This window comes from Bacillus sp. AC266 (assembly GCF_979253805.1).
Window position 1 is genome coordinate 863,765 of record NZ_CEEDEC010000002.1, and the last position, 25,984, is coordinate 889,748.

The 25,984-nt window shown below is 36.1% G+C and carries 27 protein-coding genes; 23 read left to right on the plus strand and 4 right to left on the minus strand.

Going from position 1 to position 25,984, the window contains the following annotated elements:
- Positions 1–54: 54 nt before the first annotated feature.
- The 5 genes from ylbD (at position 55) to AC0IXC_RS12180 (ending at position 2,362) form a co-directional block, all read left to right on the plus strand.
- A complete protein-coding gene (gene ylbD / locus AC0IXC_RS12160; RefSeq protein WP_002014771.1) occupies positions 55–492 on the plus strand; it encodes a YlbD family protein in 438 nt (145 codons plus the stop codon).
- An 11-nt stretch (positions 493–503) separates the two neighbouring features.
- Positions 504–749 (plus strand): YlbE-like family protein, encoded by a 246-nt coding sequence (locus tag AC0IXC_RS12165; protein ID WP_002014770.1) that lies wholly within the window; start codon positions 504–506, stop codon positions 747–749.
- Positions 750–826: 77 nt separating this feature from the next.
- Positions 827–1,399 (plus strand): histidine phosphatase family protein, encoded by a 573-nt coding sequence (locus tag AC0IXC_RS12170; RefSeq protein ID WP_193651967.1) that lies wholly within the window; start codon positions 827–829, stop codon positions 1,397–1,399.
- Between the two features lie 116 nt (positions 1,400–1,515).
- Positions 1,516–1,968: a YlbF/YmcA family competence regulator gene (locus AC0IXC_RS12175; protein WP_002014765.1), complete on the plus strand. Its 453-nt coding sequence runs from the start codon at positions 1,516–1,518 to the stop codon at positions 1,966–1,968.
- Positions 1,969–2,095: 127 nt separating this feature from the next.
- Positions 2,096–2,362, plus strand: a complete 267-nt coding sequence (locus AC0IXC_RS12180; RefSeq protein ID WP_002088292.1) for a YlbG family protein — start codon at positions 2,096–2,098, stop codon at positions 2,360–2,362.
- 54 nt (positions 2,363–2,416) lie between these two features.
- On the opposite strand, the gene AC0IXC_RS12185 is transcribed toward AC0IXC_RS12180, so the two are convergent.
- Complete coding sequence (locus tag AC0IXC_RS12185; protein ID WP_002014762.1) at positions 2,417–2,806, minus strand: DUF7147 family protein; 390 nt, start codon at positions 2,804–2,806, stop codon at positions 2,417–2,419.
- 529 nt (positions 2,807–3,335) lie between these two features.
- Between AC0IXC_RS12185 and rsmD the strand changes: the two genes are divergently transcribed.
- Together rsmD and coaD are read left to right on the plus strand one after the other, a co-directional pair.
- The gene (gene rsmD, locus AC0IXC_RS12190) at positions 3,336–3,902 is read left to right on the plus strand and encodes a 16S rRNA (guanine(966)-N(2))-methyltransferase RsmD (RefSeq protein ID WP_001266992.1); all 567 of its coding nucleotides are present in this window, start codon (positions 3,336–3,338) and stop codon (positions 3,900–3,902) included.
- A complete protein-coding gene (gene coaD, locus AC0IXC_RS12195; RefSeq protein ID WP_002142952.1) occupies positions 3,899–4,390 on the plus strand; it encodes a pantetheine-phosphate adenylyltransferase in 492 nt (163 codons plus the stop codon). Before rsmD ends, coaD begins: the two co-directional genes overlap by 4 nt.
- Here coaD and ylbJ read toward each other — a convergent pair.
- On the minus strand, positions 4,382–5,611 hold the full coding sequence (gene ylbJ, locus AC0IXC_RS12200; protein WP_002033736.1) for a sporulation integral membrane protein YlbJ: 1,230 nt from the start codon (positions 5,609–5,611) through the stop codon (positions 4,382–4,384). The genes coaD and ylbJ overlap by 9 nt on opposite strands.
- A gap of 112 nt (positions 5,612–5,723) precedes the next feature.
- On the opposite strand from ylbJ, the gene AC0IXC_RS12205 reads away from it, so the two are divergent.
- Both AC0IXC_RS12205 and AC0IXC_RS12210 read left to right on the plus strand, forming a co-directional pair.
- Entirely contained in the window at positions 5,724–6,515 is a 792-nt protein-coding gene (locus AC0IXC_RS12205; protein WP_002138096.1) for a patatin-like phospholipase family protein, read from the plus strand.
- Positions 6,508–7,533 (plus strand): SepM family pheromone-processing serine protease, encoded by a 1,026-nt coding sequence (locus AC0IXC_RS12210; protein WP_215588463.1) that lies wholly within the window; start codon positions 6,508–6,510, stop codon positions 7,531–7,533. Before AC0IXC_RS12205 ends, AC0IXC_RS12210 begins: the two co-directional genes overlap by 8 nt.
- Positions 7,534–7,559: 26 nt before the next feature.
- Here the strand turns inward: AC0IXC_RS12210 and AC0IXC_RS12215 are convergent, their stop codons facing one another.
- Positions 7,560–8,801 (minus strand): nucleotidyltransferase, encoded by a 1,242-nt coding sequence (locus tag AC0IXC_RS12215; RefSeq protein WP_164081469.1) that lies wholly within the window; start codon positions 8,799–8,801, stop codon positions 7,560–7,562.
- Between the two features lie 153 nt (positions 8,802–8,954).
- On the opposite strand from AC0IXC_RS12215, the gene AC0IXC_RS12220 reads away from it, so the two are divergent.
- The 3 genes from AC0IXC_RS12220 (at position 8,955) to AC0IXC_RS12230 (ending at position 10,328) form a co-directional block, all read left to right on the plus strand.
- Complete coding sequence (locus tag AC0IXC_RS12220) at positions 8,955–9,455, plus strand: YceD family protein (protein ID WP_002014753.1); 501 nt, start codon at positions 8,955–8,957, stop codon at positions 9,453–9,455.
- 61 nt (positions 9,456–9,516) lie between these two features.
- Positions 9,517–9,690 (plus strand): 50S ribosomal protein L32, encoded by a 174-nt coding sequence (gene rpmF, locus AC0IXC_RS12225; protein WP_001984764.1) that lies wholly within the window; start codon positions 9,517–9,519, stop codon positions 9,688–9,690.
- 131 nt (positions 9,691–9,821) lie between these two features.
- Positions 9,822–10,328 (plus strand): RsfA family transcriptional regulator, encoded by a 507-nt coding sequence (locus AC0IXC_RS12230; protein WP_002185042.1) that lies wholly within the window; start codon positions 9,822–9,824, stop codon positions 10,326–10,328.
- A gap of 33 nt (positions 10,329–10,361) precedes the next feature.
- Here AC0IXC_RS12230 and AC0IXC_RS12235 read toward each other — a convergent pair whose 3' ends face one another.
- Positions 10,362–10,835: an N-acetyltransferase gene (locus AC0IXC_RS12235; RefSeq protein WP_002014751.1), complete on the minus strand. Its 474-nt coding sequence runs from the start codon at positions 10,833–10,835 to the stop codon at positions 10,362–10,364.
- Between the two features lie 295 nt (positions 10,836–11,130).
- On the opposite strand from AC0IXC_RS12235, the gene panE reads away from it, so the two are divergent.
- The 11 genes from panE to murG all read left to right on the plus strand — a co-directional run bounded on the left by panE (position 11,131) and on the right by murG (position 25,973).
- Positions 11,131–12,018 (plus strand): 2-dehydropantoate 2-reductase, encoded by an 888-nt coding sequence (gene panE, locus AC0IXC_RS12240; RefSeq protein WP_033709393.1) that lies wholly within the window; start codon positions 11,131–11,133, stop codon positions 12,016–12,018.
- 79 nt (positions 12,019–12,097) lie between these two features.
- Entirely contained in the window at positions 12,098–13,714 is a 1,617-nt protein-coding gene (bshC, locus tag AC0IXC_RS12245) for a bacillithiol biosynthesis cysteine-adding enzyme BshC (RefSeq protein ID WP_215590122.1), read from the plus strand.
- A 366-nt stretch (positions 13,715–14,080) separates the two neighbouring features.
- On the plus strand, positions 14,081–15,013 hold the full coding sequence (gene rsmH / locus AC0IXC_RS12250) for a 16S rRNA (cytosine(1402)-N(4))-methyltransferase RsmH (protein WP_002014746.1): 933 nt from the start codon (positions 14,081–14,083) through the stop codon (positions 15,011–15,013).
- Between the two features lie 15 nt (positions 15,014–15,028).
- On the plus strand, positions 15,029–15,391 hold the full coding sequence (gene ftsL, locus AC0IXC_RS12255) for a cell division protein FtsL (protein ID WP_002033744.1): 363 nt from the start codon (positions 15,029–15,031) through the stop codon (positions 15,389–15,391).
- Between the two features lie 22 nt (positions 15,392–15,413).
- Positions 15,414–17,561, plus strand: coding sequence for a penicillin-binding protein (locus tag AC0IXC_RS12260; RefSeq protein ID WP_087945151.1), 2,148 nt, complete (start codon positions 15,414–15,416; stop codon positions 17,559–17,561).
- A gap of 81 nt (positions 17,562–17,642) precedes the next feature.
- Positions 17,643–19,559: a stage V sporulation protein D gene (locus tag AC0IXC_RS12265; protein WP_002014741.1), complete on the plus strand. Its 1,917-nt coding sequence runs from the start codon at positions 17,643–17,645 to the stop codon at positions 19,557–19,559.
- A gap of 210 nt (positions 19,560–19,769) precedes the next feature.
- On the plus strand, positions 19,770–21,245 hold the full coding sequence (gene murE / locus AC0IXC_RS12270; protein ID WP_002014740.1) for a UDP-N-acetylmuramoyl-L-alanyl-D-glutamate--2,6-diaminopimelate ligase: 1,476 nt from the start codon (positions 19,770–19,772) through the stop codon (positions 21,243–21,245).
- A gap of 22 nt (positions 21,246–21,267) precedes the next feature.
- On the plus strand, positions 21,268–22,242 hold the full coding sequence (mraY, locus tag AC0IXC_RS12275) for a phospho-N-acetylmuramoyl-pentapeptide-transferase (protein WP_002014738.1): 975 nt from the start codon (positions 21,268–21,270) through the stop codon (positions 22,240–22,242).
- On the plus strand, positions 22,243–23,595 hold the full coding sequence (gene murD, locus AC0IXC_RS12280; RefSeq protein WP_002033749.1) for a UDP-N-acetylmuramoyl-L-alanine--D-glutamate ligase: 1,353 nt from the start codon (positions 22,243–22,245) through the stop codon (positions 23,593–23,595).
- Between the two features lie 89 nt (positions 23,596–23,684).
- A complete protein-coding gene (gene spoVE / locus AC0IXC_RS12285; protein WP_002014736.1) occupies positions 23,685–24,776 on the plus strand; it encodes a stage V sporulation protein E in 1,092 nt (363 codons plus the stop codon).
- Between the two features lie 102 nt (positions 24,777–24,878).
- Complete coding sequence (murG, locus tag AC0IXC_RS12290; protein ID WP_002088269.1) at positions 24,879–25,973, plus strand: undecaprenyldiphospho-muramoylpentapeptide beta-N-acetylglucosaminyltransferase; 1,095 nt, start codon at positions 24,879–24,881, stop codon at positions 25,971–25,973.
- Positions 25,974–25,984 lie beyond the last annotated feature (11 nt).

Below are 25,984 nucleotides of genomic sequence, written 5' to 3' on the forward strand. Positions count from 1 at the left end.
CATGTGCCTTTTTTTTCTTACAATATAGTAGATATACATGAAGAGGTGAGGATTATGCCAACAACAAAAGGGCCGTTACATCCATCGGTTCAACAGTTTAAAGAGTTTGTAAACCATCACCCTAAAATGGTTCATGAGGTTAGAGGTGGTCAAAAAACTTGGCAGCAATTTTATGAAGAATGGTACTTACTTGGTGAAGAAGATCAAATATGGACAGCATATAGACCTGATGGAGCACCTGCTTTTTCTTCGGTAAAAGAAAATAAAGAAGAAAAAGAAAATCGAACAGAAGAGGAAAAAACTGCTGATGTGATGGGGCAAATGCTTTCTTTCTTTAAAAAGCTAGACGTAGAACAAATGCAACATCATTTAGCAAATGTAACGAGTGCGATTGGTAGCGTGCAACAAGTTATTCAACAATTTCAAGGAAACCGTGCGCAGCAAGAACAAAGTACTTCTGAAAATAATCCTTTTTTCTTTCAAAAGGATTAGGGGGAAAGAGAATGAGAGCAGAGCTTATGGAGTTTATAAAAGCTGATGAGGATTTAGCTCGCTATATTCGGGAACAGCCATACTGGTACCGGAAACTGACGCGTAACCCAGAAGAAAAAGAAGCTTTTGAGTTAGCTGCCATGCAGCATTTCAAAAAAACGATACCAGATAAAGTGGAAAAATTTCAAAATCAATTGGCCGTTGCTTCAATTATGATTGATATGTTCCAGTATATGAAGCAGCAAAATACGACGTAATTGGAAGGGAAAACTATGTCCGTTATGCAAAACTTTTGTTACAATAGAATCGGATTATTTAAAAAAGGAGTTGCAGCATGACGGAAATTTGTTTAGTACGACATGGACAAACTGATTGGAACTTTCAAGAGATTATTCAAGGGCGCGAAGATATTCCACTCAATGAAATTGGGAAGAAGCAAGCGAGTCAAAGTGCAGCTGCCTTGCAAGCGGAATCGTGGGATATAATTATAAGTAGCCCGTTAATTAGAGCGCAAGAAACAGCTAAGGAAATTGCTGGGGCTATTGGATTACCATCTATTTTATTAGATGAGCGATTTATGGAACGTAATTTTGGGGAAGCTTCTGGGAAACCAGTTGCGGCCGTTAGAGAGTTAATTACAGAAGGTAATGTAGAAGGAATGGAACAGGATGAAGAAATCGTAGAGCGCTGTTTTACGGCTTTACAACAGGTTGCAGCAGCACATGGAGATAAACGTATTATCATTGTTGCGCATTCACATGCAATAAAAGCTATTTTACACGCAATTGCACCAAATGAAATTACATTTAAAACGCCGTTAAAAAACGCATGTATTAGCTACGTGAAAGAGAATAGCGGGAAATGGGATGTTCTTAAATATAATATTGCGGAGCATATTAGTGTATAAGAGTGCAAGGAGATTGTATGAAAAGTAATTAGAATCATATCTTTCTTTTAGGTGAGACACTTCAATTAGTAGTTCTGTTCCAAATGTGTTATGATGAATACTCGGAGGTGTCTCTCATGATTGTAGCGACGCTGGAAAGCGTATTGATTTTAGATAAGGCAGAGCAGCTTGCAAAAGCGATCATCTGTTCAGATATAGCAGAAGATTACCGTAAGTATTATAAGGATTTACAAGAAGATATAGAAGTCCAGACGCTAATTCAGCAATTTACAGCGATGAAAGAGCGATACGAAGAAGTGCAACGTTTTGGTAAATATCATCCTGATTATACTTTCGTTTCGACGAAAATGAGGGAATTAAAGCGTTCTGTAGATATGCATGATAAGGTTGCAACTTTTAAAAGAGCAGAAACAGCTTTACAGAAGTTATTAGATGAAGTTAGTGTAGCAATTGGTTCTGAGGTATCTTCTTCCGTTAAAGTTCCAACAGGAAATCCGTTTTTTGATGCGGGTGGCTGTGGCGGTGGTTGTGGTACCGGAGGCGGTTGTGGTTGTAAAAAAACGGGGTAATTTACCCCGTTTTTTAGAATATAGAAGAAAACGTATACAGAGTTTGTTCTTTAATGTCATAAATTTATGATTGGTTTTCATAAAATATAAGAATATAAGTTTTTAAAAGGAGAAGATGGAGAAGATTATGTTCGGGCAACGACAAAGTATGATTGTTTATTTACATTCATTGAAACATGCCAAGATTTTAAGGAAATATGGTAACATTCATTACATATCAAAACGTTTGAAATATGCCGTTGTATATTGTGATATGGAACAAATTGAGCATATGATGCAAAAATTGAATAAACTTCCTTTTGTAAAAAAAGTAGAACAGTCGTATCGCCCATTTTTAAAAACGGAATTCGAAAATTCGCGTCCTGATCGGGCAAAAGAATACGATTATAGCTAAGTAAAAAAATCCCCTGCTAAATTTAGCAGGGGATTTTTTACTTGAAATAACGTGTTATTTCATTGGAGGAATGAAATTGTTCATTCGTAAAATACCAATTAGATGATTAAAAAATAGTTCTTTTTCAGGGAAAGTTGTTGATGGTTTTACAGTAAAGGGAGTAACCTTTTTCCCTATTTGTTCCGCCATTTCTTCAAATAAAACGACACGTTTACTTTTTTTATTTTCAAGTACAGGAATGCCTTCACGACATATGTATAATGGTTGGAAATCACCAGTAGTTGTCGGTTTTAGTATTACAACAAGTGAACACACTTTTTTTTCGTTTTTTACAGTTTCGAATTGTAACATATGTGTTACACGTTCTTGGTTTGTTTTGGCAATTTCAAGTAATTCATATAAGTCAGAGTAGCCTTCTCCGAGTTCTATAAAGCGTTGAATCATATTTTTTCCTCCTCTTTCTTTTACTGTACCACCTCACTTTTTAAATGAAAAGTAGACAAATAAAAAAACCCTGCAAAGCAGGGCCCTTCTAATACTAGTATGTACTACTAGTAAGAAGGCAAAGGGAGAGGAGAAACCGGAGGAAGAACTTATGGGGAAACGTAAGTCTTCTCCGCGGTTGGCAACAACATCGAAAATGATGTTGTTATATTTATTTATGTCCAATCTAAAATGAAGATATACATAATGAAATTAAAATTTATGTTAGGCTTTTTATTTTTCTTTTTTTTATTTTATGATAGGATAAAAAAGGTAAAGTGGAACTGATGTACATAGAGGGTTGTTGCTTGCAAATAGTGAAATGGATATGAAAGAAATAGCGAGCGATTATTTTAACTGAGGTTTTCAATTAGTTAAATAACAGATTAATGAAAAAATGTATGAAATAGTATGAATCGGTAGCGGTTACCGAATTGAAATGAATTTGCTGTAATCGCTCTATAGATTGAAATAAAGGTAGTGACAACAGATGAGAGTAGTTTCAGGAAAATGTAAAGGGCACCCACTTAAAGCGGTACCTGGTAATACAACGCGTCCAACGACAGATAAAGTGAAAGAATCTATTTTTAATATGATAGGTCCTTATTATGATGGTGGTATCGCTCTTGATTTATTTGGTGGTAGCGGTGGTCTTGGAATTGAGGCCATAAGTAGAGGGATTGATAAAGCGATTTTTGTTGACCGAGATAGTAAAGCGATAAAAGTCATTCATCAAAATTTAGAAAGCTGTAGACTACAAGAACAAGCTGAAGTGTACCGAAATGATGCAGAGCGTGCGGTAAAGGCGCTTATAAAGCGTGAAATCTCATTCGATCTTATACTAATAGACCCTCCATATAAAGCTCAAAAAATTGTGTCTTTAGTTAGTGTAATGGATCAACATGGATTGTTAAATAAAGATGGCATCATTATGGCAGAGCATGGGGATGACGTGGTTTTACCTGATTCTATAGGAGAACTTGTAAAAGTACGGGCAGAAAACTACGGGATTACAGCAATTTCGATTTATAAGTATGAAGGTGAGGGGACAGAATGACAAGTATAGCTATTTCTTCAGGGAGTTTTGATCCAATTACCCTTGGACATTTGGATATTATTAAAAGGGGAGCAAAAGTATTTGATGAAGTATATGTAGTTGTTTTAAACAATTCATCAAAAAAACCATTCTTTTCGGTAGAAGAACGCCTAGAGTTAATTCGAGAGGCGACAAAGGATATTCCGAATGTAAAAGTTGATTCACATAGTGGATTATTGGTGGAATATGCAAAAATGCGTAATGCAAATGCAATATTACGTGGTTTACGAGCAGTTTCTGATTTTGAATATGAGATGCAAATTACTTCAATGAATCGAAAACTAGACGAAAGTATCGAAACCTTCTTCATTATGACAAATAATCAATATTCATTTTTAAGTTCAAGTATTGTGAAAGAAGTTGCGAGATATGGTGGGAGTGTAGTAGACCTTGTTCCTCCGATTGTAGAGCGTGCTTTAAAAGAAAAGTTTAAAACCCCGTTAAAGTGAACGGGGTTTTTCTTTATGAATGCGTAAAAACAATAAGATGACATACAAATATAAACAAAATAAGGTGAAGATTGGTCCGTAGTGTATAAATGATGTCCAAATATCAGTTAGTGTATAAGAATGATTCAATAAAAATACGGGAAGATCTTCTTGCGTAGGCGAGAAAGAATGAACTTTTTCATAAAATGGTCCCCAAAATATAAAAGTGAAAATAGGAGCGAGAATACTTTGGATAATTCGAGCTAAAAAATATGGTTTAAAGCGGATATCTGTCTCCGCTAATATGCTTGCTACTTGTGCCTGAATAGAAAGACCGCTAAATGCTAAAATGAAGCTTGTTACCATCGCTTGTTGAAGAAGTGTTGATTCATTAATTTGACTAATCATTTGGCTTCCAAGCGTCATTTCAAAAATACCGGATAATATCGGAATACTAAATTGGGATGTAAGTTGGAAGAATGATAAAATATGTTGCATAATAAAAGAAAGCGCTTCTGTAATTTTGAAAACAGTAATCATTTTATTTAAAACAGAGAATAAAATAATAAACCCACCAATCATGAGCAATGTTTGAATAGAAGAAACGATAGCGTCACCGAGTAGTTTTCCGATTGGTCTTTTTTCTTGCATACGTGTTTGGTGGAGGATGGAAAAAGGGTTTTGAAAGGCACGCTTTTGATTTGTATGTTTGTCTTTTATGTAAGTATCGTTATTACCATAAAAGCGCATAAGTAATCCGACGATAAAGTTACTTATATAATGTGCTGCTGCTAATACGAGTCCTAATTTCGGATTATTGAAAAAACCAATAGAAACCGCTCCGAAAATAAAAAGTGGATTAGAAGAATTTGTGAAAGATACGAGTCGTTCCGCTTCAATTTGTGTTAGTTGATTGCTCTTGCGTAGTCTAGCGCTTAATTTGGCGCCAGCGGGGAATCCTGAAGCCATTCCCATTGCCCAAACAAATCCGCCTACCCCTGGAACACGAAACAGTGGACGCATTAGTGGTTCTAATATAACACCGATAAATTTTACAATACCAATACTGATTAGAAGTTCCGCAATGATGAAAAACGGTAGTAGTGAAGGGAATACAACTTCCCACCATATATTTAACCCGCGAATTGAAGCTTGCAAAGCATCTTGGGGGTGAAGTACAAGAGAAAAGGTTAAAAACAACATTGATATGGTAAGAAAAGCAGTTTTCCATTTTTCGTACATGTAAGAAAATCCCCCTTTGTCCCAAAAACGTTCATTTCAGTATACGTGGATATGTGGTGAATTTAGACCATAAGTATGAAAAAGGAATGAAAAAAATTAAAGGGTGAGAAAAATGAAGGAACCAAAAATCGGTTTAGCGCTTGGATCCGGAGGTGCAAAAGGTTTTGCTCACATAGGGGTAATAAAAGTGTTAAGGGAAGCTGGCATCCCTATTCACATGATAGCAGGTAGTAGTATAGGAGCGTTAATTGGTACATTTTATGCAGCGAGTTGTGACGTTGAAAGACTGTATAGATTGGCCGCTGTTTTTAAAAGGAAATATTATTTGGATTTTACAGTTCCTAAAATGGGATTTATTGCTGGAAAACGTATTAAAGATATGATTAAAATGTTTACATATAATAAAAATTTAGAAGAGTTAGATATCCCGACAGCTGTTGTGGCTACTGACATTTTGAAGGGGGAGAAAGTTGTTTTTACAAGTGGTCCGATTGCGGAGGCGGTTCGAGCTAGTATATCTGTACCAGGGGTGTTTGTTCCAGAAAAAATAGATGGCCGCTTATTAGTGGATGGAGGGGTAATTGACCGTATTCCCGTATCGGTTGTAAAAGATTTAGGTGCTGATATTGTTATTGCTGTTGATGTATCTCCAATTAAGGTGAATGGAGAGGTTACATCGATTTATGATGTAATTATGCAAAGTATTGAAATTATGCAACATGAACTTGTGATGAATCGGCAAATAGCATCAGATTTAATGATGCGGCCAGCAGTGGAACAATTTAGTTCGCGTGCTTTTACACATATTGAAGACATTATTAGGGTCGGAGAAGTGGAAGCGGAACAACATATTTCAAACATTTATTTACTAATTGAGCAGTGGAAGGAGAAACATAATGTTTAAGCGTTTTCGGTTTATATATGCAATTTTAATAGGGGTTATATTGGCGATGCTACTTGTTTATGTGCGCTTGCCGTATTATGTGACAAAACCAGGTATGGCCGCGAAATTAGCGCCGTATGTGCAAGTTGACGGTGGAACTAAAGAGTCTGGTGATTTCATGCTTGTCACTGTCTCAATGGGACCTGCTAATGTGGTGAACTTAATAGCCGCGCAATTTAATAAATATACACACGTTTCGAAGGCGGAAGAAATATTGCAAAAAGGCGAGAGTGATGAAGAATATCAATTTCGCCAAAATTATGCAATGAAAGATTCGCAAAATGCAGCAATCTATAATGCTTATAAACGTGCAAATCGCTCTGTTTCTTTTGAAAATAAAGGTGTACTAGTTGCTGGTGTAGCAAAGGGTATGCCGTCAGAGGGAAAGCTTAAGCTTGGAGATGTTATTATAGCTGTCGATGGAAAAATATTCGACAAGACGGAACAATTTATTGAGTATATGACAGGGAAAAAAGAAGGGGACACAGTAAATATTGAATACAAGCGGGGCGGAAAACAGTTTAAAGAAAATTTAAATGTAAAGACGATCCCTAATGGGAATGGACGCGTCGGTATAGGGGTCTCTATCGTTACGGAAAGAGAGTTAGTAGTAGACCCGAAAGTGAAAATCGATTCCCATGAAATCGGCGGTCCATCAGCGGGGTTAATGTTTACACTAGAAATTTATAATCAGCTCGTTGAAGAAGATTTAACAAACGGACATGAAATAGCTGGAACAGGTACAATCAATGATAAAGGAGAAATTGGTCCAATTGGTGGTATTCAGCAAAAAGTAGTAGCTGCTAGTGATGCGGGAGCTGAAGTGTTTTTTGCGCCAAATGAAAAAGGTGTAGAGAAATCGAATTATAAAGATGCTCTTGAAGCTGCGAAAGATATTAAAACGAAGATGAAAATTGTACCGGTGGACACACTGGATGATGCATTAACTTATTTGGGAAAAATGGGTAAAACAAAGTAAACCTCTCTGAAGAAGAGAGGTTTTTCTTATAGGAATTTTTTCGTTATTTCATCATAACGAATTGGATGATGCGTTGCGTCTTGTTTTAGCAGTTGTGTCCGCAAAGGTTCTTGCATTATGGAGAAATATACAGCATTTGATTTTCGTTCTATGTCTAAAGTTGGATGTTCGAATGTTTTTGTATGAGTAAGGATTGGGAGTTCTATTTTTTTCTTATTTCTAGAAAGATAAGTTTGTCCTTTTTGTGACATTCCGAGAAGACGGATATACGGCGCATGTTGCTCTATATTTGCTTTGTGTATTTCTTCCTTCGTTGTATTTGTTAAAATATGTGTACAAGCTCTTTGCAATCTAGTCCATGTATAACGTTTTGTTTTTAATGCTTCCATGAATGAATAGAAAGATGAACTGTTTTGTATTTTTGATAAAATACGATGCTCTAAACCTTCTTCCATTTCATATATATGTTGTAAGTCCTCTGAAGACATCGTCATAAGTTTGTATTTAAAAAATGAAAAGTATTTTTCCCAGTTATGTAACGTCCCGTAGTTTTGCTTGTAGTTTTCTAAAAGAGAAGCAGTCATTTTCGGGATAAAAGGCTCAATAGTTGTAGAGGAACTGTTTTCATTAAATAGCTGTTTGCGAATACTTGTTGCACTTGCAATATGTTGATCGTGAAATGTTTCATCATGATAATGAGAGGCGAATCTTTTTATAGTTTGTGCTTGCATCGAACTGTTTTGTAAGAGAATTGCTTTAATGTACTGTAAGCCTAAAATGTTATTTGGTTGTGACATATCTACGTTTTTTTCGGGTGGTAAGATGTGTAGAAAGGCTTCAGATGTAGCTTTCGCATAACTATTACCTGCATTCATAAATTGCTTCACAAGACGATTAAAAGTCTCTTCTTCATTTTTTTGTATAGCGATGGTATTGTAGAAATTTTCAGCTTGTCCATCTTCACTACCGAAACAAATTTCAGAAACACCAAGGGCGTTTAAAATCGAAATTGCGCCATTTGCGAAAGTTTCGGCCTTTTGTGTTGCGAATGCATATGGAAGCTCTACAACGAGGTCTACGCCGTTTGTTAAGGCCATTTTGGTACGATACCATTTGGAGATGAGTGCGGGCTCACCACGCTGCAAAAAAGGACCACTCATAACGGCGATAATAATATCAGACTGTGTTAACTTTTTTGTTTGTTGCACATGATAAGCATGACCGTTATGAAAAGGGTTATATTCAACAACAATACCACTGGATTTTATGGTAATCTCTCCTTTCGATGTAGCATCTTTTTGGAAAACGTGATAGTCTATATATTATTTCCTATGATGACTTCATTATAGTGTAAAGAAAAAACATTGACAAATATAAAATGGCTAGCTATAATTTTGTTTGTTGCCTTGAGGTGATATGATATGAAATGGTCCATCCATCAATTGAATAAATTGAGAAATAAAGGATTGACATTAAATGAAATGGTAGATGTAAGTGAGCTAAAAGAGGTCGAGAAAGATATTCGTGAAATTAATCCTGCTCATGTAACAGGAAGAGTTGATTTTGGCTCCGGTAAGTTTACGTTTCATCTACATATAACTGGAAGCATGGTTTTACCATGTTCTCGCTCTTTAGTAGATGTGACATTACCATTTGACATTAAAACAACTGAGGTGTTCCAAACTTCGGAAGAAGAATTTGAAACAGAAGCTGAAATTCATTGTTTAGAAGGAGAAGTACTTGACTTACTGCCCGTAATCAAGGAAAATATACTTTTGGAGATTCCAATGCAAATTTTCAGTGATGATGTTTCTGGTGGAGCACCGATGCAAGGTCAAGACTGGCAAGTGATTTCGGAAGAAAACAAAGAAAAGACTGTTGATCCACGATTAGCAGGACTTGCAAAGTTTTTTGACAAATAATCGGAAGACTGGTTTAGGCCTTCATATGAAAATAACTATTTCTTTTAAGGAGGTGGGAAGAATGGCTGTACCTTTTAGAAGAACTTCTAAAACAGTAAAAAGAAAGCGTCGTACGCATTTCAAATTATCAGTACCTGGTATGGTAGAGTGCCCAAGCTGTGGTGAAGCGAAATTAGCTCACCGTGTATGTAAAGCATGCGGTACTTACAAAGGTAAAGAAGTAATCAGCAAGTAATTGCGGGAAAATAAACGTAGAAGATATCTTCTACGTTTATTTTTTTTTTGTCTTATTCTTTATTTGTTGTATTCTATCTTTTCTAGTAACTGCATATGCTTAATAAAAAATGCATAGGGAGGACTAGAGAGATGGCGACAACAAGACAAGATGCTTGGACTGATGATGAAGATTTGCTTCTGGCAGAAGTAGTACTCCGGCATATTCAAGAAGGTGGAACGCAACTTTCTGCCTTTAAAGAAGTGGGGAGACATTTGTCTCGCACACCAGCAGCATGTGGATTTAGGTGGAATTCTTATGTTAGAAAGCAATACAAAGAACGTATTGAAGAAGCAAAGCAACTTCGTAAAGTAGAAAATTATGAAGTGAAAGAGACAAAGGTAGTAGAGCCTACATCAATTACATTGAATGATGTTATTGAATTTTTGCGAAATTATAAAGATGAAAGCTCTTTAATGGTGTTGCAACAACAAATTGAATCGTTACAAACAGAGAAAGAACGTCTTCTGGAGCGATTATCAGTATATGAGGAAGAATATAGAACATTACTTGATTATATCGATCAAAAAAGAAGTGTAATGGTAGCGGAAAGAAATGGCGCTCGCTCGAATGGAGAATTAGAAAAATTAAAGAAATAAAAACAGCTGCGTAACAGCTGTTTTTTTTGTTTCTTATGCAGATTCTTCGTTTGTAATCGCATTCGAATTTGTTTCTGGATGCCAAATATAAAAATCACCATCAGTTACTGATACTGGCTGGAAACTTAATTTATCCCAAAAACCAGATGACTGGATACGTGCTATCGTTTTAATTGGGAATTGTAGTTGTTTCGCATAATTGACAAGCATTTGTCCGAATCCTTGTTTTTGAAAAGTCGGCAATACTTCAAGTTTATAAAGTTCTAGGTAAGTACCTGTAATTTCAAATGGTTCTCCACCGTTCCTTTTCATATATAGACTCATACGTGCGATTAACGATCCACCATAATAAATACCGTAAAATGGAGACTCACTATCATTTTCAATAATGTTTGCTTGTAATTCTTCCAACATGGATAGTTCTTGAGCTCCGCACCCTTTAAATTTTTTAAATTCATCTAATGTTTTATAATTGATGAGCAAGCGTTCAACTTTTGGGAATCCCATTACATCACGTCCTTTTCTTATCTTGTTGAATGCAGAAAAGTTAAAATATTTATAATAATATTATAACTCATTTTTAAATTTTTATGAAGAAGATAGAATATTTCTTTCATTATTTTTTTGAGGATTTGCTAAACTAAGAATAGAACTATGTATATAGGTAGTATATACGTAGTGAAAGAAGAGGTTGCATTTGTTAAAAGGTAATTGAATCCTCAACTATGTAATTGTAATTTAATAAGATATAAAGGGGGAAAGGCAAGGGAACTTATATCACTTGTTAATATGAGTTCTTTGTGTGAAGATGAAAATTGGAATTGTTGGACCGGGAGCTATTGGTCTCCTATATACATTTTATTTACAAAAAAGTAATCAAGATGTTACGTTGTTTACAAGAAACGATAAGCAAGCAGAAGAATTAAACTTAACGGGTGTAACTTGTATTAGGAATGGAGAACGTGAAACGGTATTTCCATCTATTTTACCGATAGAAAGTATGCTGGATAAACAGTTAGATTATATATTTATTGCTGTAAAGCAATATCATGTAACTGATATATTACCTTTTGTGCAGGGAGAATCGTCATTAATCTTTTTGCAAAATGGAATGTCACATCTTCACGTTATGCAAAAAATAGGAAATGAACGTATAGCAGTCGGGATTGTGGAGCATGGTGCAAAAAAAGAGGATGGACATACAGTTCGTCATACTGGAATAGGTGTTACAAAGTTTGGTGTAGTGCGTGGTCAATCTAGTTGTTTTAAAAAGGTATTTAATTGTTTTCCTTTTGATTATTTTCCGATTCAGATAGAAGATGATTGGAAGGGGATTATGCGTAATAAATTAGTAGTCAATGTATGTATTAATCCGTTGACGGCATTATTGCGGGTTGAGAACGGGGAGTTAATTTCAAACCCGCTTTTTTATCAAATGATGGAGCAAGTATTTCAGGAAGTTGCATTTCTTGTTAAAGAAGAAGATAAGGAAATGCTATGGAAAATGGTATGCCAAGTATGTGAAAAAACATCCCATAATACTTCATCTATGTTAGCGGACGTAAGAGCGAATAGACAAACGGAAGTTAATGCGATTGTTGGATATGTATTAGAAGAAGCTAAGGAACAACAACAATCTGTTCCGACACTTCAATTTTTGTTCAATGCAATAAAAGGAATGGAATTATAAGTGTTTTTCTTTGCTTTTACGTGAAACATTGAATACAATGTGGGTTGGTGAGAGAACAGGATACGAAAGGAAGAATTATATGGAGATAAAAGAAATCTCTGTTCCACTACAAGGTGTTGTAGCGGACTATATGAACGGTAAAAAAGAGATACAGTCATGTTTTGATTATCTGTTAACAGAGGATGCTTTTAAACAGCGTTTACATGATTTACGTGAGAGAGAGTTTTTCCGTCAAGATTTAGTAACGCATTTATTAGAATATAATACACAATTGCAAGCGGGAGAATTTACAATTCAAAATATAAAAGCGCTTGAAGATGAAAATACATATGTAGTTATAGCTGGACAACAAGCTGGGTTATTAACTGGTCCGCTTTATACAGTTCATAAGATCATTTCAATTTTACAGCTTGCAAAAGAAAAAGAAGAGAGCTTAGGGGTTCGGGTTGTTCCTGTCTTTTGGATTGCTGGTGAAGACCATGATATGGATGAAATTAATCATACATTTGTAACGAAAAATAAAAAAATAAAAAAGACCATTTTTCATGATCGTTATCCGAAAAAGGCGAGTGCTTCTGAGTCTGAGTTTTCTATTGAAGACTGTAGAAAATGGGTCGAAGAGATTTTTAAAACATATCCGGAAACGAATTTTACAAAGGATGTATTACAATTTGTTGATGATGCTTTAGGTAAATCGCATACATATGTAGATTTCTTTGCGCACCTTATTACGAAAATGTTCGCAAATTCTGGTTTAATTCTTGTAGATTCACATCATCCTGCATTAAGAAAATTAGAAGTGCCGTTTTTACAACAAATTATAAGTAAATATAAAGAAATTCAAGTAGGGCTTCGTAATCAACAGGAAGTACTTAAGGAATTAGGATTTAAACCGATTATTGAAACGAAGACAAATGCAGTGCATATATTTATGGAAATTGATAATGAGCGAGTATTGCTTGAAGAGAATCAAGGGAAGTTTATTGGAAAAGATGGAGTGCATTCATTTTCGTATGAAGAATTGATGGAAGAGATGGAAAGAAGTCCAGAACGTTTTAGTAATAATGTTGTAACGCGCCCTCTTATGCAAGAATATGTGTTTCCTACGTTAGCGTTTATTGGCGGTCCAGGGGAGTTAGCTTATTGGAGTGAATTGCAACAAGTGTTTCATACGGCAGGTTTCCAAATGCCACCTGTTGTTCCGCGGCTTACAATTACTTATATGGAGCGAGATATAGCGACAGATTTATATGATTTAGATTTGCAAGAAATTGATCCATTTCTAAATAATATAGATAATCTGCGTGACAATTGGCTTTCTAATCAAATAGAGGAACCGATAGACGAGCGATTTATAGAAGCGAAAAAAGAAATAATGGATATTCATACATCATTACAACAATTCGTGAAAAAAATAGATCCAGGGTTAAATGAGTTTGCGGGGAAAAATGAACTGAAAATTAATGAGCAAATTGAACTGTTAGAAAAAATGTTGAAAAGAAATGTTGAGAAGAAACATGAGGTTCAACTGAATAAATTCCGCCGTTTACAATTCGCGCTTCGTCCATTAGGAGCACCGCAAGAACGTGTGTGGAATGTGTGTTATTATTTAAATCAGTTCGGCCTTAATTTTGTTGACCGGGTAATGGAACAATCTTTTTCGTGGGATGGAAAACATCATGTAATAAAACTATAGAATCTTGCTCTTTTGAGCAGGATTTTATTTTTATTCTGTTGAATTAACTGTGAAGTGAAATATTTCTGAATTATCCATCTTATGTTAATGTAATGAATCGCTATGTATTAGGTATATATATATGACAAAATAGCACAAAATGTAAACGGATTAATATCTTTTTCGACAGGTTTTTGTTTAAATTCCCGCAAAAAATGATAAAATTTAGTATATAATAAAATAAAATAGCGATTTGTATAGCGTACTACCTTGTTGGAAGTTAAATGAGTCGTTCTTTAGTAGCATTTCATCCTCTAGTAGTAAATTGTGTTTGTAGAGTGAGAAATGTATTTAACATAATTAATTGGAAAAAGAGTAGGTGCAGCAATGTTCAAACACGTAACAGTACTTTTGAAAGAAACAGTAGATGGCTTAGATATAAAACCGAGTGGTACATATGTAGATTGTACACTGGGTGGAGGAGGACATAGTTCTTATTTATTATCTCAGCTAACAGATGGTGGAAAGTTAATAGCATTTGATCAAGATGAAATAGCGATTCAAAATGCGAAGGAAAAATTTTCTTCTTATGGTGAACAATTTGTAACAGTGAAGAGCAACTTCCGTTATTTATCTGAAAAACTACATGAATTAGGTATCACAGAAGTAGACGGGATTTTATTCGATTTAGGTGTTTCATCCCCACAATTAGATACACCAGAGCGTGGCTTTAGTTATCATCATGATGCACCGTTAGATATGCGGATGGATCAAGATGCCCCATTAACAGCATATGATGTTGTGAACAGCTGGTCATATGAACAACTCGTAAGAATTTTCTTCCAATACGGAGAAGAAAAATTTTCAAAGCAAATAACAAGGAAAATTGAAGCTTATCGCGAGAATAAGGCTATTGAAACGACAGGAGAATTAGTGGAATTAATTAAAGAAGGTATTCCAGCTCCGGCACGTAGAACAGGTGGACATCCTGCGAAGCGAGTATTTCAAGCGATTCGTATTGCTGTAAATGATGAATTAAAAGTATTTGAAGAAGCGTTGGAATCTGCAATTGATATGGTCAAGCCTGGTGGAAGAGTTAGTGTTATAACATTCCATTCTTTAGAAGATCGTATTTGTAAAACGACGTTTAAGCGAAATAGCACAACGCCGCAATTACCACAGGGACTACCGATTATTCCGGATGAATTTAAGCCGAAATTAAAGCTTATTACAAGGAAACCGATTTTACCTTCTGACATTGAATTAGAAGAAAATAATCGAGCGCGTTCTGCGAAGTTGAGAATCGCTGAAAAACGATAAAAAGGAGAGAGAGGTATGACTAATTTAGCTGTAAAGTATAAACAACAGGCGCAAGAAGAGGTACAAATTCAAGCGCCGCCACAGCAGATGGTTAAGCCAAAAGTTAAAACGAAAATTACAAGAATTGAAAAGCTATTGTACGTAACGTTTATTGGGTTTTTATTATATGCTTGTGTAGCTTTTATTGGGAATAAAGCGGGTCTATATCAAGTTAATGTAGAAGCAGCGACGATAGAAGAACAAATTGTGAAAAAACAAAAGGAAAATCAAGAATTGCAGGCTGAAGTAGAGAAGTTAAGTCGTTATGAACGTATCTCTGAAGTTGCAAAAAAACACGGGCTAGAAATTAATGCGAATAATGTGAAAGGCCTAAAGTAAGGCAAATAGGTGTGAAGAAAAGATGAAGAGAAATATGACTAAATTTCATACCAATAAGGGAGCAGGTTATTTTATGATATTTTTCCTCCTGCTCTTTTTGCTGTTATTAGCCCGATTTTTTTACATACAAGCAACAGGAACAGTGGACAATCATGATTTGAAGAAACTTGCTGAGCAGAAACATAGTAAAAAGGGAGTTCTCGAAGCGAATCGAGGAACAATTTATGATCAAAATGGTCATGTGCTAGCACAAGACGCAAATTCCTATAGAATGGTAGCGGAATTAAAAGGTGCTAAGCCTGTTGAGGATAAAGAGGATACTGCAAAGAAAATCGCTGGAGTACTCGGAACGGGCGAAGACGCGATCTTAGCCGCTTTAAATAAAGATAGAAGTCAAGTGGAATTTGGAACATTGGGTAAGGGCTTGACGAAAGAAAAGAAAGAACAAATAGAAGCATTGAAATTGCCGGGAATAACTTTTATTACCGAAAATGCGAGAGTGTATCCAAACGGTGATTTCGCATCTTACGTCATAGGTCATGCCAGACCTAATGATAATGGAATCGCAGTAGGTGAATTTGGCTTAGAAAAGAGTTTGGATAAGTATTTAGGGGCTTCTAATGGTGAGGTAGCTTATACAGGTGACCGTAAAGGAGTATCTCTTGACGGTGGAAAAGTGAATGTAAAGGCACCTAAAAATGGAGATAATGTGTATTTAACGCTTGACCAACGTATTCAAAGTTATTTAGAAGACGCAATGAAAGAAGCGAGTAAACATTATGAACCAGAAAGTTTAATAGGAATTGTTGCAGACCCCAAAACAGGGAAAATATTAGCGATGTCTAGTAAACCTAGTTATGATCCGAACCAAGAGAATAATAAATATTTTTATAATGATGCCATTGCAAATGCATTTGAACCAGGATCAACAATGAAGATTTTCACATTAGCAGCGGCCATTAATGAAGGTGTATACAAGGGACAAGACTTTTATCAGTCTGGTACATATCAAGTAGGTAATCGCAAAATAAAAGATCATAACGGCGGCGCTGGATGGGGTTCTATTACTTTTGACGAAGGGGTAGAGCGCTCTTCAAACGTAGCGTTTGCAATTTTAGGTGATCAAAAGCTTGGTCCAGATCGTTTCCGGAAATATATTCATAATTTTGGATTAGATGAAAAAACAAACATTGATTTACTTGGTGAAGGGTCAAATACAATTTTATTTGATCAACAAATACAACAAGTAACAACAGCGTTTGGACAAGGTTCTACAGTTACACCAATTCAACTTGTACAAGCTGCAACAGCGATTGCAAATGATGGGAAAATGATGAAACCTTATACAATTGATAAAATTGTGGATCCAATAACAGGTAAAGTACAGCTAGAGCATAAGCCAGAAGAAGTAGGGAAACCTGTTTCCAAAGATACAGCAGCGCAAGTAAGGCAATTACTAGAACGTGTTGTTACATCACCGAAAGGAACAGGAACTGCATATAAAGTTGATGGGTACTCAGTCGGGGGGAAAACAGGTACAGCACAAATTCCTGACGGGAAAGGTGGCTATATGACGGGAAGAGAGAATTATATATTCTCATTCTTAGGTATGGCACCGATGGACGATCCGCAACTTGTTGTGTATGTGTCCGTTAAACAACCAAAATTAAAAGATGATGAAAACGGGGCTAAACCTTTAGCAGATATCTTTAAATATGTAACGAAAAATAGCTTAGAGTACTTAAAGATTAAGCCGAATGAAGTAAAAGACCCGAAAAAATATGTGAAAGAACAACAAACTGTCGTTCCAGATGTAACCGGAAAAACGATGGAAGAAGCGAAAAAAGCAATTGATAAAGCAAAACTTCGTCCAATCGTATTAGGTGAAGGTAAAGTGCAGCAGCAAGTGCCAAAAGCAACTGAACAAACATTAAAGGGTGATCGAGTCTTCTTAGTAGGAGATAAACCTACAATGCCAAATATACAGGGATGGGCACTGCGTGATGTTATGAATTTAGCAAAAACATTAAAGCTTAACTTAAAACCTTCTGGTACAGGATATGTAACTGAGCAAAGTGTAGCGGAAGGGACATTGTTGCAACCTGGTACAGAATTAGGTGTAACACTCGTACCACCACTTGAACCGCAGCAAGAAGCAGAAAAGCCATAATGGTAATAGGGAAGAAGTTCTAATTAAATAAGTACAAGCATATATTGGAACAAGCTAGGCGTAAGGGAGGCTTGTTCCAATATGCGTGTATCAAATGTAACAGTTAGAAAACGACTTATTTTTATACTTATATCGGGTATACTCATTTTCACCATTATCGATATTCGTCTTGGATATGTACAATTTTTTCTTGGAAATATGTTAACGGATCGTGCGAAGGATTCATGGAGTCGTAATATTACTTTTGAACCAGAGCGAGGGAAAATTTTAGATCGAAATGGTGTGGAGCTTGCTACGAATAAAAGTGCACCGACCGTCTTTGTTGTGCCGAGGCAAATTGAAAAACCAGCAGAGACTGCAGAGAAGTTAGCTGCAGTATTAGGTGTGGAAAAAGATGATGTTTATAAGCGGATTACAAAAAAAGAATCGATTGTAAGGCTTGATAAAGGCGGAAGGAAAATATCGCATGACAAAGCGAAAGAAGTACGCGGATTAAGTTTAAAGGGTGTGTACATCGCAGAGGATTCTATCCGGTACTATCCATTCGGTAATTTTTTATCACACGTATTAGGATTTGCGGGCAGTGATAATCAAGGGCTTATGGGACTAGAGAAATATTATGATAAAGAGCTAAATGGTGATAAAGGTCATGTGCGATTTTTTGCAGACGCGAAAGGACAGAGAATGCCTAACGTTGGAGATGATTTCAAAAAACCAGAAGCCGGCTTGAATTTAGGATTAACAATTGATTCACGCATTACGAGGATTATGGAAAGAGAAATGAATATTGCGGAATCAACGTATAATCCTGATGGTATGATAGCAATTGCAATGAATCCGAAAAATGGTGAAATTTTAGGTATGTCAAGTCGACCAAGTTTTGATCCAGCAGATTTCCAAAGTGTTTCTCCGGAAGTATATAACAGAAACTTACCTGTATGGAGTACGTATGAGCCGGGGTCAACATTTAAGATTATTACATTAGCTGCAGCCTTGAATGAAAATTTAGTAGACTTAGAGAAAGATACATTTTATGATGATGGGGCAGCTGAAGTTGGTGGAGCTAGATTGCGGTGTTGGAAAGCTGGAGGCCATGGTAGCCAAACGTTTTTAGAGGTAGTTCAAAACTCTTGTAACCCAGGATTTATTGAACTCGGTGATCGTCTTGGTAAAGATCGATTGTTTAAATACATTCGCAATTTCGGGTTTGGACAGAAGACCGGAATTGATTTACAAGGTGAAGGTAGCGGGATTTTATTTAATTTAGATAAAGTTGGTCCAGTCGAGCAAGCGACGACTTCATTTGGGCAAGGTGTTTCTGTTACACCGATTCAACAAGTAGCAGCTGTAGCGGCCGCTGTAAATGGTGGAACTTTGTATCAGCCATATATAGCGAAGGAATTTATTGATCCGAAGAATAATCAAGTTGTCAGCAAAAAGACACCTGTTGCGAAAAGGGAAGTTATTTCCAAGGAAACTTCAGAGAAAGTTCGTTACGCATTAGAGAATGTTGTAGCGAAAGGTTCGGGTAAAGGGGCTTATATTGATGGATATCGTGTAGGTGGAAAAACTGGAACTGCTCAAAAGGTGAAAGATGGAAAATATTTAGATAATAACTATATTGTATCATTTATCGGTTTTGCTCCAGCTGACGATCCGCAAATTGTTGTTTATGTAGCAGTGGATAATCCAAAAGGAGTCACTCAATTTGGTGGAGTTGTAGCAGCACCTATTGTTGGGAATATTCTTCGTGACGCACTTCCTGTAATGGGAGTGGAACCGAGAAAAGAGCAAGTTGAGAAAGAATATAAATGGGGCGATACACCAACTGTGGAAGTTCCTAATTTAATTGGTATGAAAAAGAAAGATTTACAAACGCAACTTGTAGACTTGAAGCTTGATATAAGTGGTGATGGTGGGAAAGTAATTAAACAATCGCCAGAAGCAGGAGCTAAAGTAAAAGAGGGTTCAAAAGTTAGAATTTACTTCGGGAATTAAAGGTAACTGATTGTGTTTTATGGTACAATTGGTGGAAGTGAGTTCTTTATAGAAAAATTGCTTTACTTGAGACGATAAGTGTCTCATTAATAAATAAATCTATTGATTAGACTATAGTAGCACTTACCTCCTATTTTTATATAACTAGGAGGTAACGTGTTACTTGCTAAAATAAGAGATAAATAAACAATGTAGAGAGGGTTTAGTGAAATGAAGTTGCATACACTTGTATCATGTTTGCATGATTTTCCAGTTGTTCCAACAGAAAATCCAGAAATAACATCTATTGAAGCGGATTCACGTAAAGTGAAAGAGGGAAGCTTATTTATATGTATGAAAGGATATACGGTTGATAGCCATGACTTTGCTAAGCAAGCAGCCGCACAAGGAGCGGCTGCTATTGTTGCGGAAAGACCAATTGATGTTGACGTTCCAGTTGTACTTGTGAAAAATACTTTTCGTTCGCTAGCGGTTTTAGCTGATTATTTTTATGGCCAACCAACACACAAGTTACATTTAATCGGTATTACAGGTACAAATGGAAAGACAACAACATCGCATATTATGGATGAAATTATGCGCGCACATGGTCATAAAACAGGGCTAATTGGAACGATTAATATGAAAATCGGTGATGAAACATTTGAGGTGAAAAATACAACACCAGATGCACTAACACTTCAACAGACATTTTCAAAAATGGTTGAACAAGGTGTGGATAGCACAGTAATGGAAGTTTCGTCTCATGCTTTAGATCTTGGCCGTGTACACGGGTGCGATTATGATGTTGCAGTATTTACGAATTTAACACAAGATCATTTAGACTATCATAAAACGATGGAAGAATATAAACATGCGAAAGGGTTGCTTTTCGCACAGCTTGGCAATAGTTATCATCATAATCGTGAAAAATACGCTATATTAAACAGTGATGATCCAGTAGCAGAAGAGTATATGAGAAGTACAGCAGCTACTGTTGTAACATACGGTATAGATGTTGCAAGCGACATTATGGCACGAGATATCGTAATGACGAGTGGCGGTACAACATTTACACTTGTAACACCGTATGAAACTGTAAATGTTACGATGAAATTAATTGGTAAGTTTAATGTATACAACGTGTTAGCTGCTACAGCAGCAGGTCTTGTTTCAGGAGTGAGCTTACAAACAATTATTGATGTAATTAAAGAGCTTGCTGGCGTTCCTGGACGTTTTGAAGTTGTAGATGGTGGACAAAATTACACAGTTATTGTTGACTATGCGCATACACCTGATAGCTTAGAGAACGTACTAAAAACAGCAAAACAGTTTGCAAAAGGCGATGTATATTGTATCGTTGGTTGCGGTGGTGATAGAGATAGAACGAAAAGACCAATAATGGCAAGTGTCGCAACCGAATATGCAACTCATGCAATTTATACATCAGATAATCCAAGAAGTGAAGATCCGAAGGCTATTTTAGATGATATGGTAAATGATGTGAATGGGAATAATTATGAAGTAATTGTCGATCGAAAAGAAGCGATACGTTCCGCTATCTCGAAAGTAAAAGCAGAAGATATTATTATTATTGCTGGTAAAGGGCATGAAACGTATCAAATTATTGGTAAAGAAGTTCATCATTTTGACGATCGTGAAGTTGCTAAAGAAGCAATCACGGAGCGTTTAAACAACGAAGTGTAACAGCATGAGAGGAGGACTACATGTGCTTGAACAAGGTTTATTAGTAACGGCTGGGGTAGCATTTTTAATTTCTGTTGCCCTTTCGCCATTATTTATTCCATTTTTAAGAAAGTTAAAGTTCGGACAGAGTATTCGTGACGAAGGACCGAAGTCACACCAAAAGAAATCAGGGACACCAACGATGGGTGGTATTGTCATATATGTATCTATGATGGTGACTACGCTTATTATGGCGATTAAATTTAACAATTTAGGTGCAGAAGTATCATTGTTATTATTAGTTACATTTGGGTACGGATTAATCGGATTTTTAGATGACTACATAAAAGTAGTAAAGAAGAGAAATCTTGGTTTAACATCAAAACAAAAATTGATTGGTCAGCTTGTAATTGCTATTGCGTTCTTTTTAATTGGAAAAGGGCAAGCATTTCACACGTATATCATGATTCCAGGAACTGATGTTAAATTTGAATTAGGCTGGGCGTATTTTGTTCTCGTATTATTTATGCTTATTGGTGGATCAAATGCGGTTAATTTAACAGATGGTTTAGATGGTTTATTATCAGGAACAGCTGCTATTGCATTCGGAGCATTTAGTATTATTGCTGTAGCTCAAGAACAATTTGGGGTAGCGATTTTCTGTATGGCAGTCGTAGGAGCTGTACTTGGCTTTTTAGTATTCAATGCGAATCCAGCGAAAGTATTTATGGGGGATACTGGTTCTCTAGCTTTAGGTGGTGCTATCGCAGCTGTAGCGATTTTGTTAAAACAAGAATTGTTACTCGTTATTATTGGCGGTGTATTCGTAGCGGAAACTTTATCTGTTATTATCCAAGTTATTTCGTTCAAAACAACAGGAAAGCGTGTCTTTAAAATGAGTCCATTACATCATCATTATGAATTATGTGGTTGGTCAGAGTGGCGCGTTGTTGTAACGTTTTGGTCTGTAGGATTTTTATTAGCTGTGCTAGGAATTTATATCGGGGTGTGGATGTAATTGAAAACTGTAACTGAATATCAAAATAAAAATGTTCTTGTATTAGGTATTGCTAAAAGTGGTTATGCAGCAGCTACTTTATTAAAAAAGTTAGGGGCAAACGTCATTGTAAATGATGGGAAACCATTAGCGGGTAATGTGCTTGCAGCTGAGTTACAAGCGGAAGGAATGGATGTTGTGTGTGGTGGGCATCCATTAGAATTGCTGGAGAGAAACATTTCACTTGTCGTAAAAAATCCAGGAATTCCATATTCTAATCCACTCTTAGTGGCGGCGAAAGAAAAACAAATTCCAATTGTAACTGAGGTTGAATTAGCATATTCCATTTCAGCAGCACCGTTTGTTGGGATTACGGGATCTAACGGTAAAACAACAACGACAATGTTAACGTTTGAAATGTTAAAAGAAGGACAAAAGCACCCAGTTATTGCGGGGAATATAGGTACTGTAGCTTGTGAAGTTGCACAATTGGCGAAGGAAAATGAAGTTGTCGTTACGGAACTTTCATCGTTTCAATTGATGGGAGTGGAATCGTTCCAACCAAAAATTGCAGCCTTTTTAAATTTATTTGAAGCGCATTTAGATTATCACGGGACGAAGAAAGAGTATGGTTTGGCGAAAGCGAATATTTTCAAAAACCAAACTGAAGCAGATTATAGTATAATTAACGCAGATGATGCAGATGTCATGGCGTTATCGGCATATAGTAAAGGACAGAAAGTATTATTTTCGACGACGAAAGAAATTGAAGATGGTGCGTATATAAAAGATAATGCTCTTTATTTTAAAGGCGAAAAAGTAGTTAAAGTAAGTGATATTGTTTTACCTGGTAAGCACAATTTAGAAAATATTTTAGCAGCAATGAGTATTGCTAAATTACTAGGTGTTTCTAATGAAGCAATTATTGCTGTGTTAAAAAGTTTTACAGGTGTAAAACATCGCTTAGAATATGTAACAACGATTAATAATCGTAAATTTTATAATGATTCAAAAGCGACGAATATGCTAGCGACAGAAAAAGCATTATCTGCATTTACACAACCGATTGTATTATTGGCTGGTGGACTTGATCGTGGTAATGAATTTGATGATTTAATTCCATATTTTAAACATGTCAAAGCGATTGTGACATTTGGACAAACTGCACCAAAATTAGTAAGAGCGGCAGAAAAAGCAGGATTAGATGTAATTGAAAGTGTCGATACTTTAGATGATGCAGTAGTGAAAGCTTATGCTCATTCTACCGATGGTGATGTAATTCTTCTTTCACCAGCATGTGCAAGCTGGGATCAATTTAAAACATTTGAAGAAAGAGGAGACATTTTTATACAAGCTGTGCATAAACTTATATAAAGTAAATCAAAACATCAGTAGGCTAACACCTACTGATGTTTTGTTACATAGGGCAAAGGTTCTGCCCAAAGAGGTGGTGTTCATGGGTAATGAAGAAAACGCCTGATTTTATTCTCATCATCGTTACACTTGCGTTGTTAACAATCGGAATGATTATGGTTTATAGTGCGAGTGCGGTTTGGGCCTCTTATAAAATGGGGGATTCATTCTTTTTTGCAAAAAGACAATTGTTATTTGCAAGTCTTGGGGTAGTAGCTATGTTTTTTCTGATGAAAATTGATTATTGGGTATGGCGTACGTATTCAAAAGTAATTTTACTAGTTTGTTTCGTTCTTCTTATTCTCGTTCTTATTCCTGGAGTAGGTCTCGTTCGTGGAGGGGCGCGAAGTTGGATTGGAATCGGGGCATTTTCTATCCAACCGTCAGAGTTTATGAAATTCGCGATGATTATTTTCTTAGCAAAATTTTTAGCGGAACGACAAAAATTAATTACATCTTTTAAACGAGGTTTACTACCGGCTCTTAGTTTTGTATTTCTTGCTTTTGGGATAATTATGTTACAGCCAGATCTTGGTACGGGAACGGTAATGATTGGGACATGTATTATTATGATATTTATTTCGGGAGCAAGGGTCTTTCACTTTGCAATGTTTGGTTTGCTTGGTGCAGCGGGATTTGTAGGGTTAATTGCATCAGCGCCATATCGAATGAAACGCATCACATCATATTTAGATCCGTGGTCGGATCCGCTCGGAAGTGGATTTCAAATTATCCAATCGTTACTCGCAATTGGACCTGGTGGTTTATTTGGGCTTGGACTTGGACAAAGTAGACAAAAATTTCTTTATTTACCTGAACCACAAACAGACTTTATATTTGCAATCTTATCCGAGGAATTAGGTTTTATTGGTGGTTCATTTGTGTTATTATTATTTAGTCTATTATTATGGCGTGGGATTCGTATAGCATTAGGAGCGCCAGATTTATATGGTACGTTTTTAGCAGTAGGTATTGTGGCGATGATTGCGATTCAAGTAATGATTAATGTTGGTGTTGTAACAGGACTGATGCCTGTTACCGGTATTACTTTGCCATTTTTAAGTTATGGTGGATCAAGTTTGACCTTAATGTTAATGGCAGTAGGTGTATTATTGAATATAAGTCGCCATTCTCGCTATTAAACCCTGTTTAAAAGACAGGGTTTTTCGTGTGTGTGTGAAAATACAATATGTATATAGAAATAAATACGATTGAATAAGAACAGGGAAGTGGAGGAATCAGTAGTGCGAGTATTAGTAAGTGGTGGGGGTACTGGAGGACATATTTATCCAGCTCTTGCTTTAATTAGAGAAATAAAAAAACTAAATCCGGAAGCAAGATTTTTATACATTGGTACAGAGAATGGATTAGAGAGTACCATCGTACCGAAAGCGGGTATTCCGTTCCAATCTATTGTTATAAGTGGATTTAAACGAAAAATATCTCTTGATAATGTAAAAACCGTGATGCGTTTCCTAAAAGGTGTTCAAGATAGTAAACGATATATTCGTCGTTTTAACCCTGATATTGTGATTGGTACGGGTGGATACGTATGTGGGCCAGTTGTATATGCTGCGGCTAAATTAGGTATTCCGACTATTGTCCATGAACAAAATAGTGTACCTGGTGTAACGAATAAATTTTTAAGTCGTTATGTCGATAAAGTTGCAGTTTGTTTTGAAGCAGCTGCAGAACATTTTCCACAGTCAAAAGTGGTTATGACAGGTAATCCACGTGCATCAGAAGTAATGGACCAAAATGGAATGAAAGGAAAACGTTCGGTAGGACTATCCCTTTCTAAAAAATCCGTGCTTATTTTTGGTGGGAGCCGCGGGGCTAGACCGATTAACGATGCTTTTGTAGAAGCGATTGAACAATTTGGGAATAAAAGTTACGAAGTATTATATGTAACAGGCGAAGTACATTATGATAAAGTTATGGAAGCCGTGAAACAAAAAGGGAATCCGAATAATGTTATTATTAAACCTTTTATTCATAATATGCCAGAGGTGCTGACGGGTGTAGATCTTGTTGTTTCAAGGGCAGGGGCTACAACGCTTGCAGAATTAACAGCGTTAGGAAAGCCAAGTGTATTAATTCCAAGTCCGTACGTAACAAATAACCATCAAGAAAAAAATGCACGATCAGTTGTTGATAAAGGAGCAGCTAAAATGCTACTTGAAAAAGATTTAACATCTGAAACGCTTATTCGTGACATTGATGAGATTTTATTGGATACACAAACATTACAAAATATGAAACTGGCTACTAAGCAACTTGGTATTCCAGATGCAGCAAATAAGCTATATGAAGTAATGAACAAGCTTATTAAAAAATAACATTAGGTGAA

Bases quoted from the DNA above. Each gene is read 5' to 3' on its own strand.
- ylbD (WP_002014771.1), top strand. From the start codon at position 55: ATGCCAACAACAAAAGGGCCGTTACATCCATCGGTTCAACAGTTTAAA.
- AC0IXC_RS12165 (WP_002014770.1), top strand. From the start codon at position 504: ATGAGAGCAGAGCTTATGGAGTTTATAAAAGCTGATGAGGATTTAGCT.
- AC0IXC_RS12170 (WP_193651967.1), top strand. From the start codon at position 827: ATGACGGAAATTTGTTTAGTACGACATGGACAAACTGATTGGAACTTT.
- AC0IXC_RS12175 (WP_002014765.1), top strand. From the start codon at position 1,516: ATGATTGTAGCGACGCTGGAAAGCGTATTGATTTTAGATAAGGCAGAG.
- AC0IXC_RS12180 (WP_002088292.1), top strand. From the start codon at position 2,096: ATGTTCGGGCAACGACAAAGTATGATTGTTTATTTACATTCATTGAAA.
- AC0IXC_RS12185 (WP_002014762.1), bottom strand. From the start codon at position 2,806: ATGATTCAACGCTTTATAGAACTCGGAGAAGGCTACTCTGACTTATAT.
- rsmD (WP_001266992.1), top strand. From the start codon at position 3,336: ATGAGAGTAGTTTCAGGAAAATGTAAAGGGCACCCACTTAAAGCGGTA.
- coaD (WP_002142952.1), top strand. From the start codon at position 3,899: ATGACAAGTATAGCTATTTCTTCAGGGAGTTTTGATCCAATTACCCTT.
- ylbJ (WP_002033736.1), bottom strand. From the start codon at position 5,611: ATGTACGAAAAATGGAAAACTGCTTTTCTTACCATATCAATGTTGTTT.
- AC0IXC_RS12205 (WP_002138096.1), top strand. From the start codon at position 5,724: ATGAAGGAACCAAAAATCGGTTTAGCGCTTGGATCCGGAGGTGCAAAA.
- AC0IXC_RS12210 (WP_215588463.1), top strand. From the start codon at position 6,508: ATGTTTAAGCGTTTTCGGTTTATATATGCAATTTTAATAGGGGTTATA.
- AC0IXC_RS12220 (WP_002014753.1), top strand. From the start codon at position 8,955: ATGAAATGGTCCATCCATCAATTGAATAAATTGAGAAATAAAGGATTG.
- rpmF (WP_001984764.1), top strand. From the start codon at position 9,517: ATGGCTGTACCTTTTAGAAGAACTTCTAAAACAGTAAAAAGAAAGCGT.
- AC0IXC_RS12230 (WP_002185042.1), top strand. From the start codon at position 9,822: ATGGCGACAACAAGACAAGATGCTTGGACTGATGATGAAGATTTGCTT.
- AC0IXC_RS12235 (WP_002014751.1), bottom strand. From the start codon at position 10,835: ATGGGATTCCCAAAAGTTGAACGCTTGCTCATCAATTATAAAACATTA.
- bshC (WP_215590122.1), top strand. From the start codon at position 12,098: ATGGAGATAAAAGAAATCTCTGTTCCACTACAAGGTGTTGTAGCGGAC.
- rsmH (WP_002014746.1), top strand. From the start codon at position 14,081: ATGTTCAAACACGTAACAGTACTTTTGAAAGAAACAGTAGATGGCTTA.
- ftsL (WP_002033744.1), top strand. From the start codon at position 15,029: ATGACTAATTTAGCTGTAAAGTATAAACAACAGGCGCAAGAAGAGGTA.
- AC0IXC_RS12260 (WP_087945151.1), top strand. From the start codon at position 15,414: ATGAAGAGAAATATGACTAAATTTCATACCAATAAGGGAGCAGGTTAT.
- AC0IXC_RS12265 (WP_002014741.1), top strand. From the start codon at position 17,643: ATGCGTGTATCAAATGTAACAGTTAGAAAACGACTTATTTTTATACTT.
- murE (WP_002014740.1), top strand. From the start codon at position 19,770: ATGAAGTTGCATACACTTGTATCATGTTTGCATGATTTTCCAGTTGTT.
- spoVE (WP_002014736.1), top strand. From the start codon at position 23,685: ATGAAGAAAACGCCTGATTTTATTCTCATCATCGTTACACTTGCGTTG.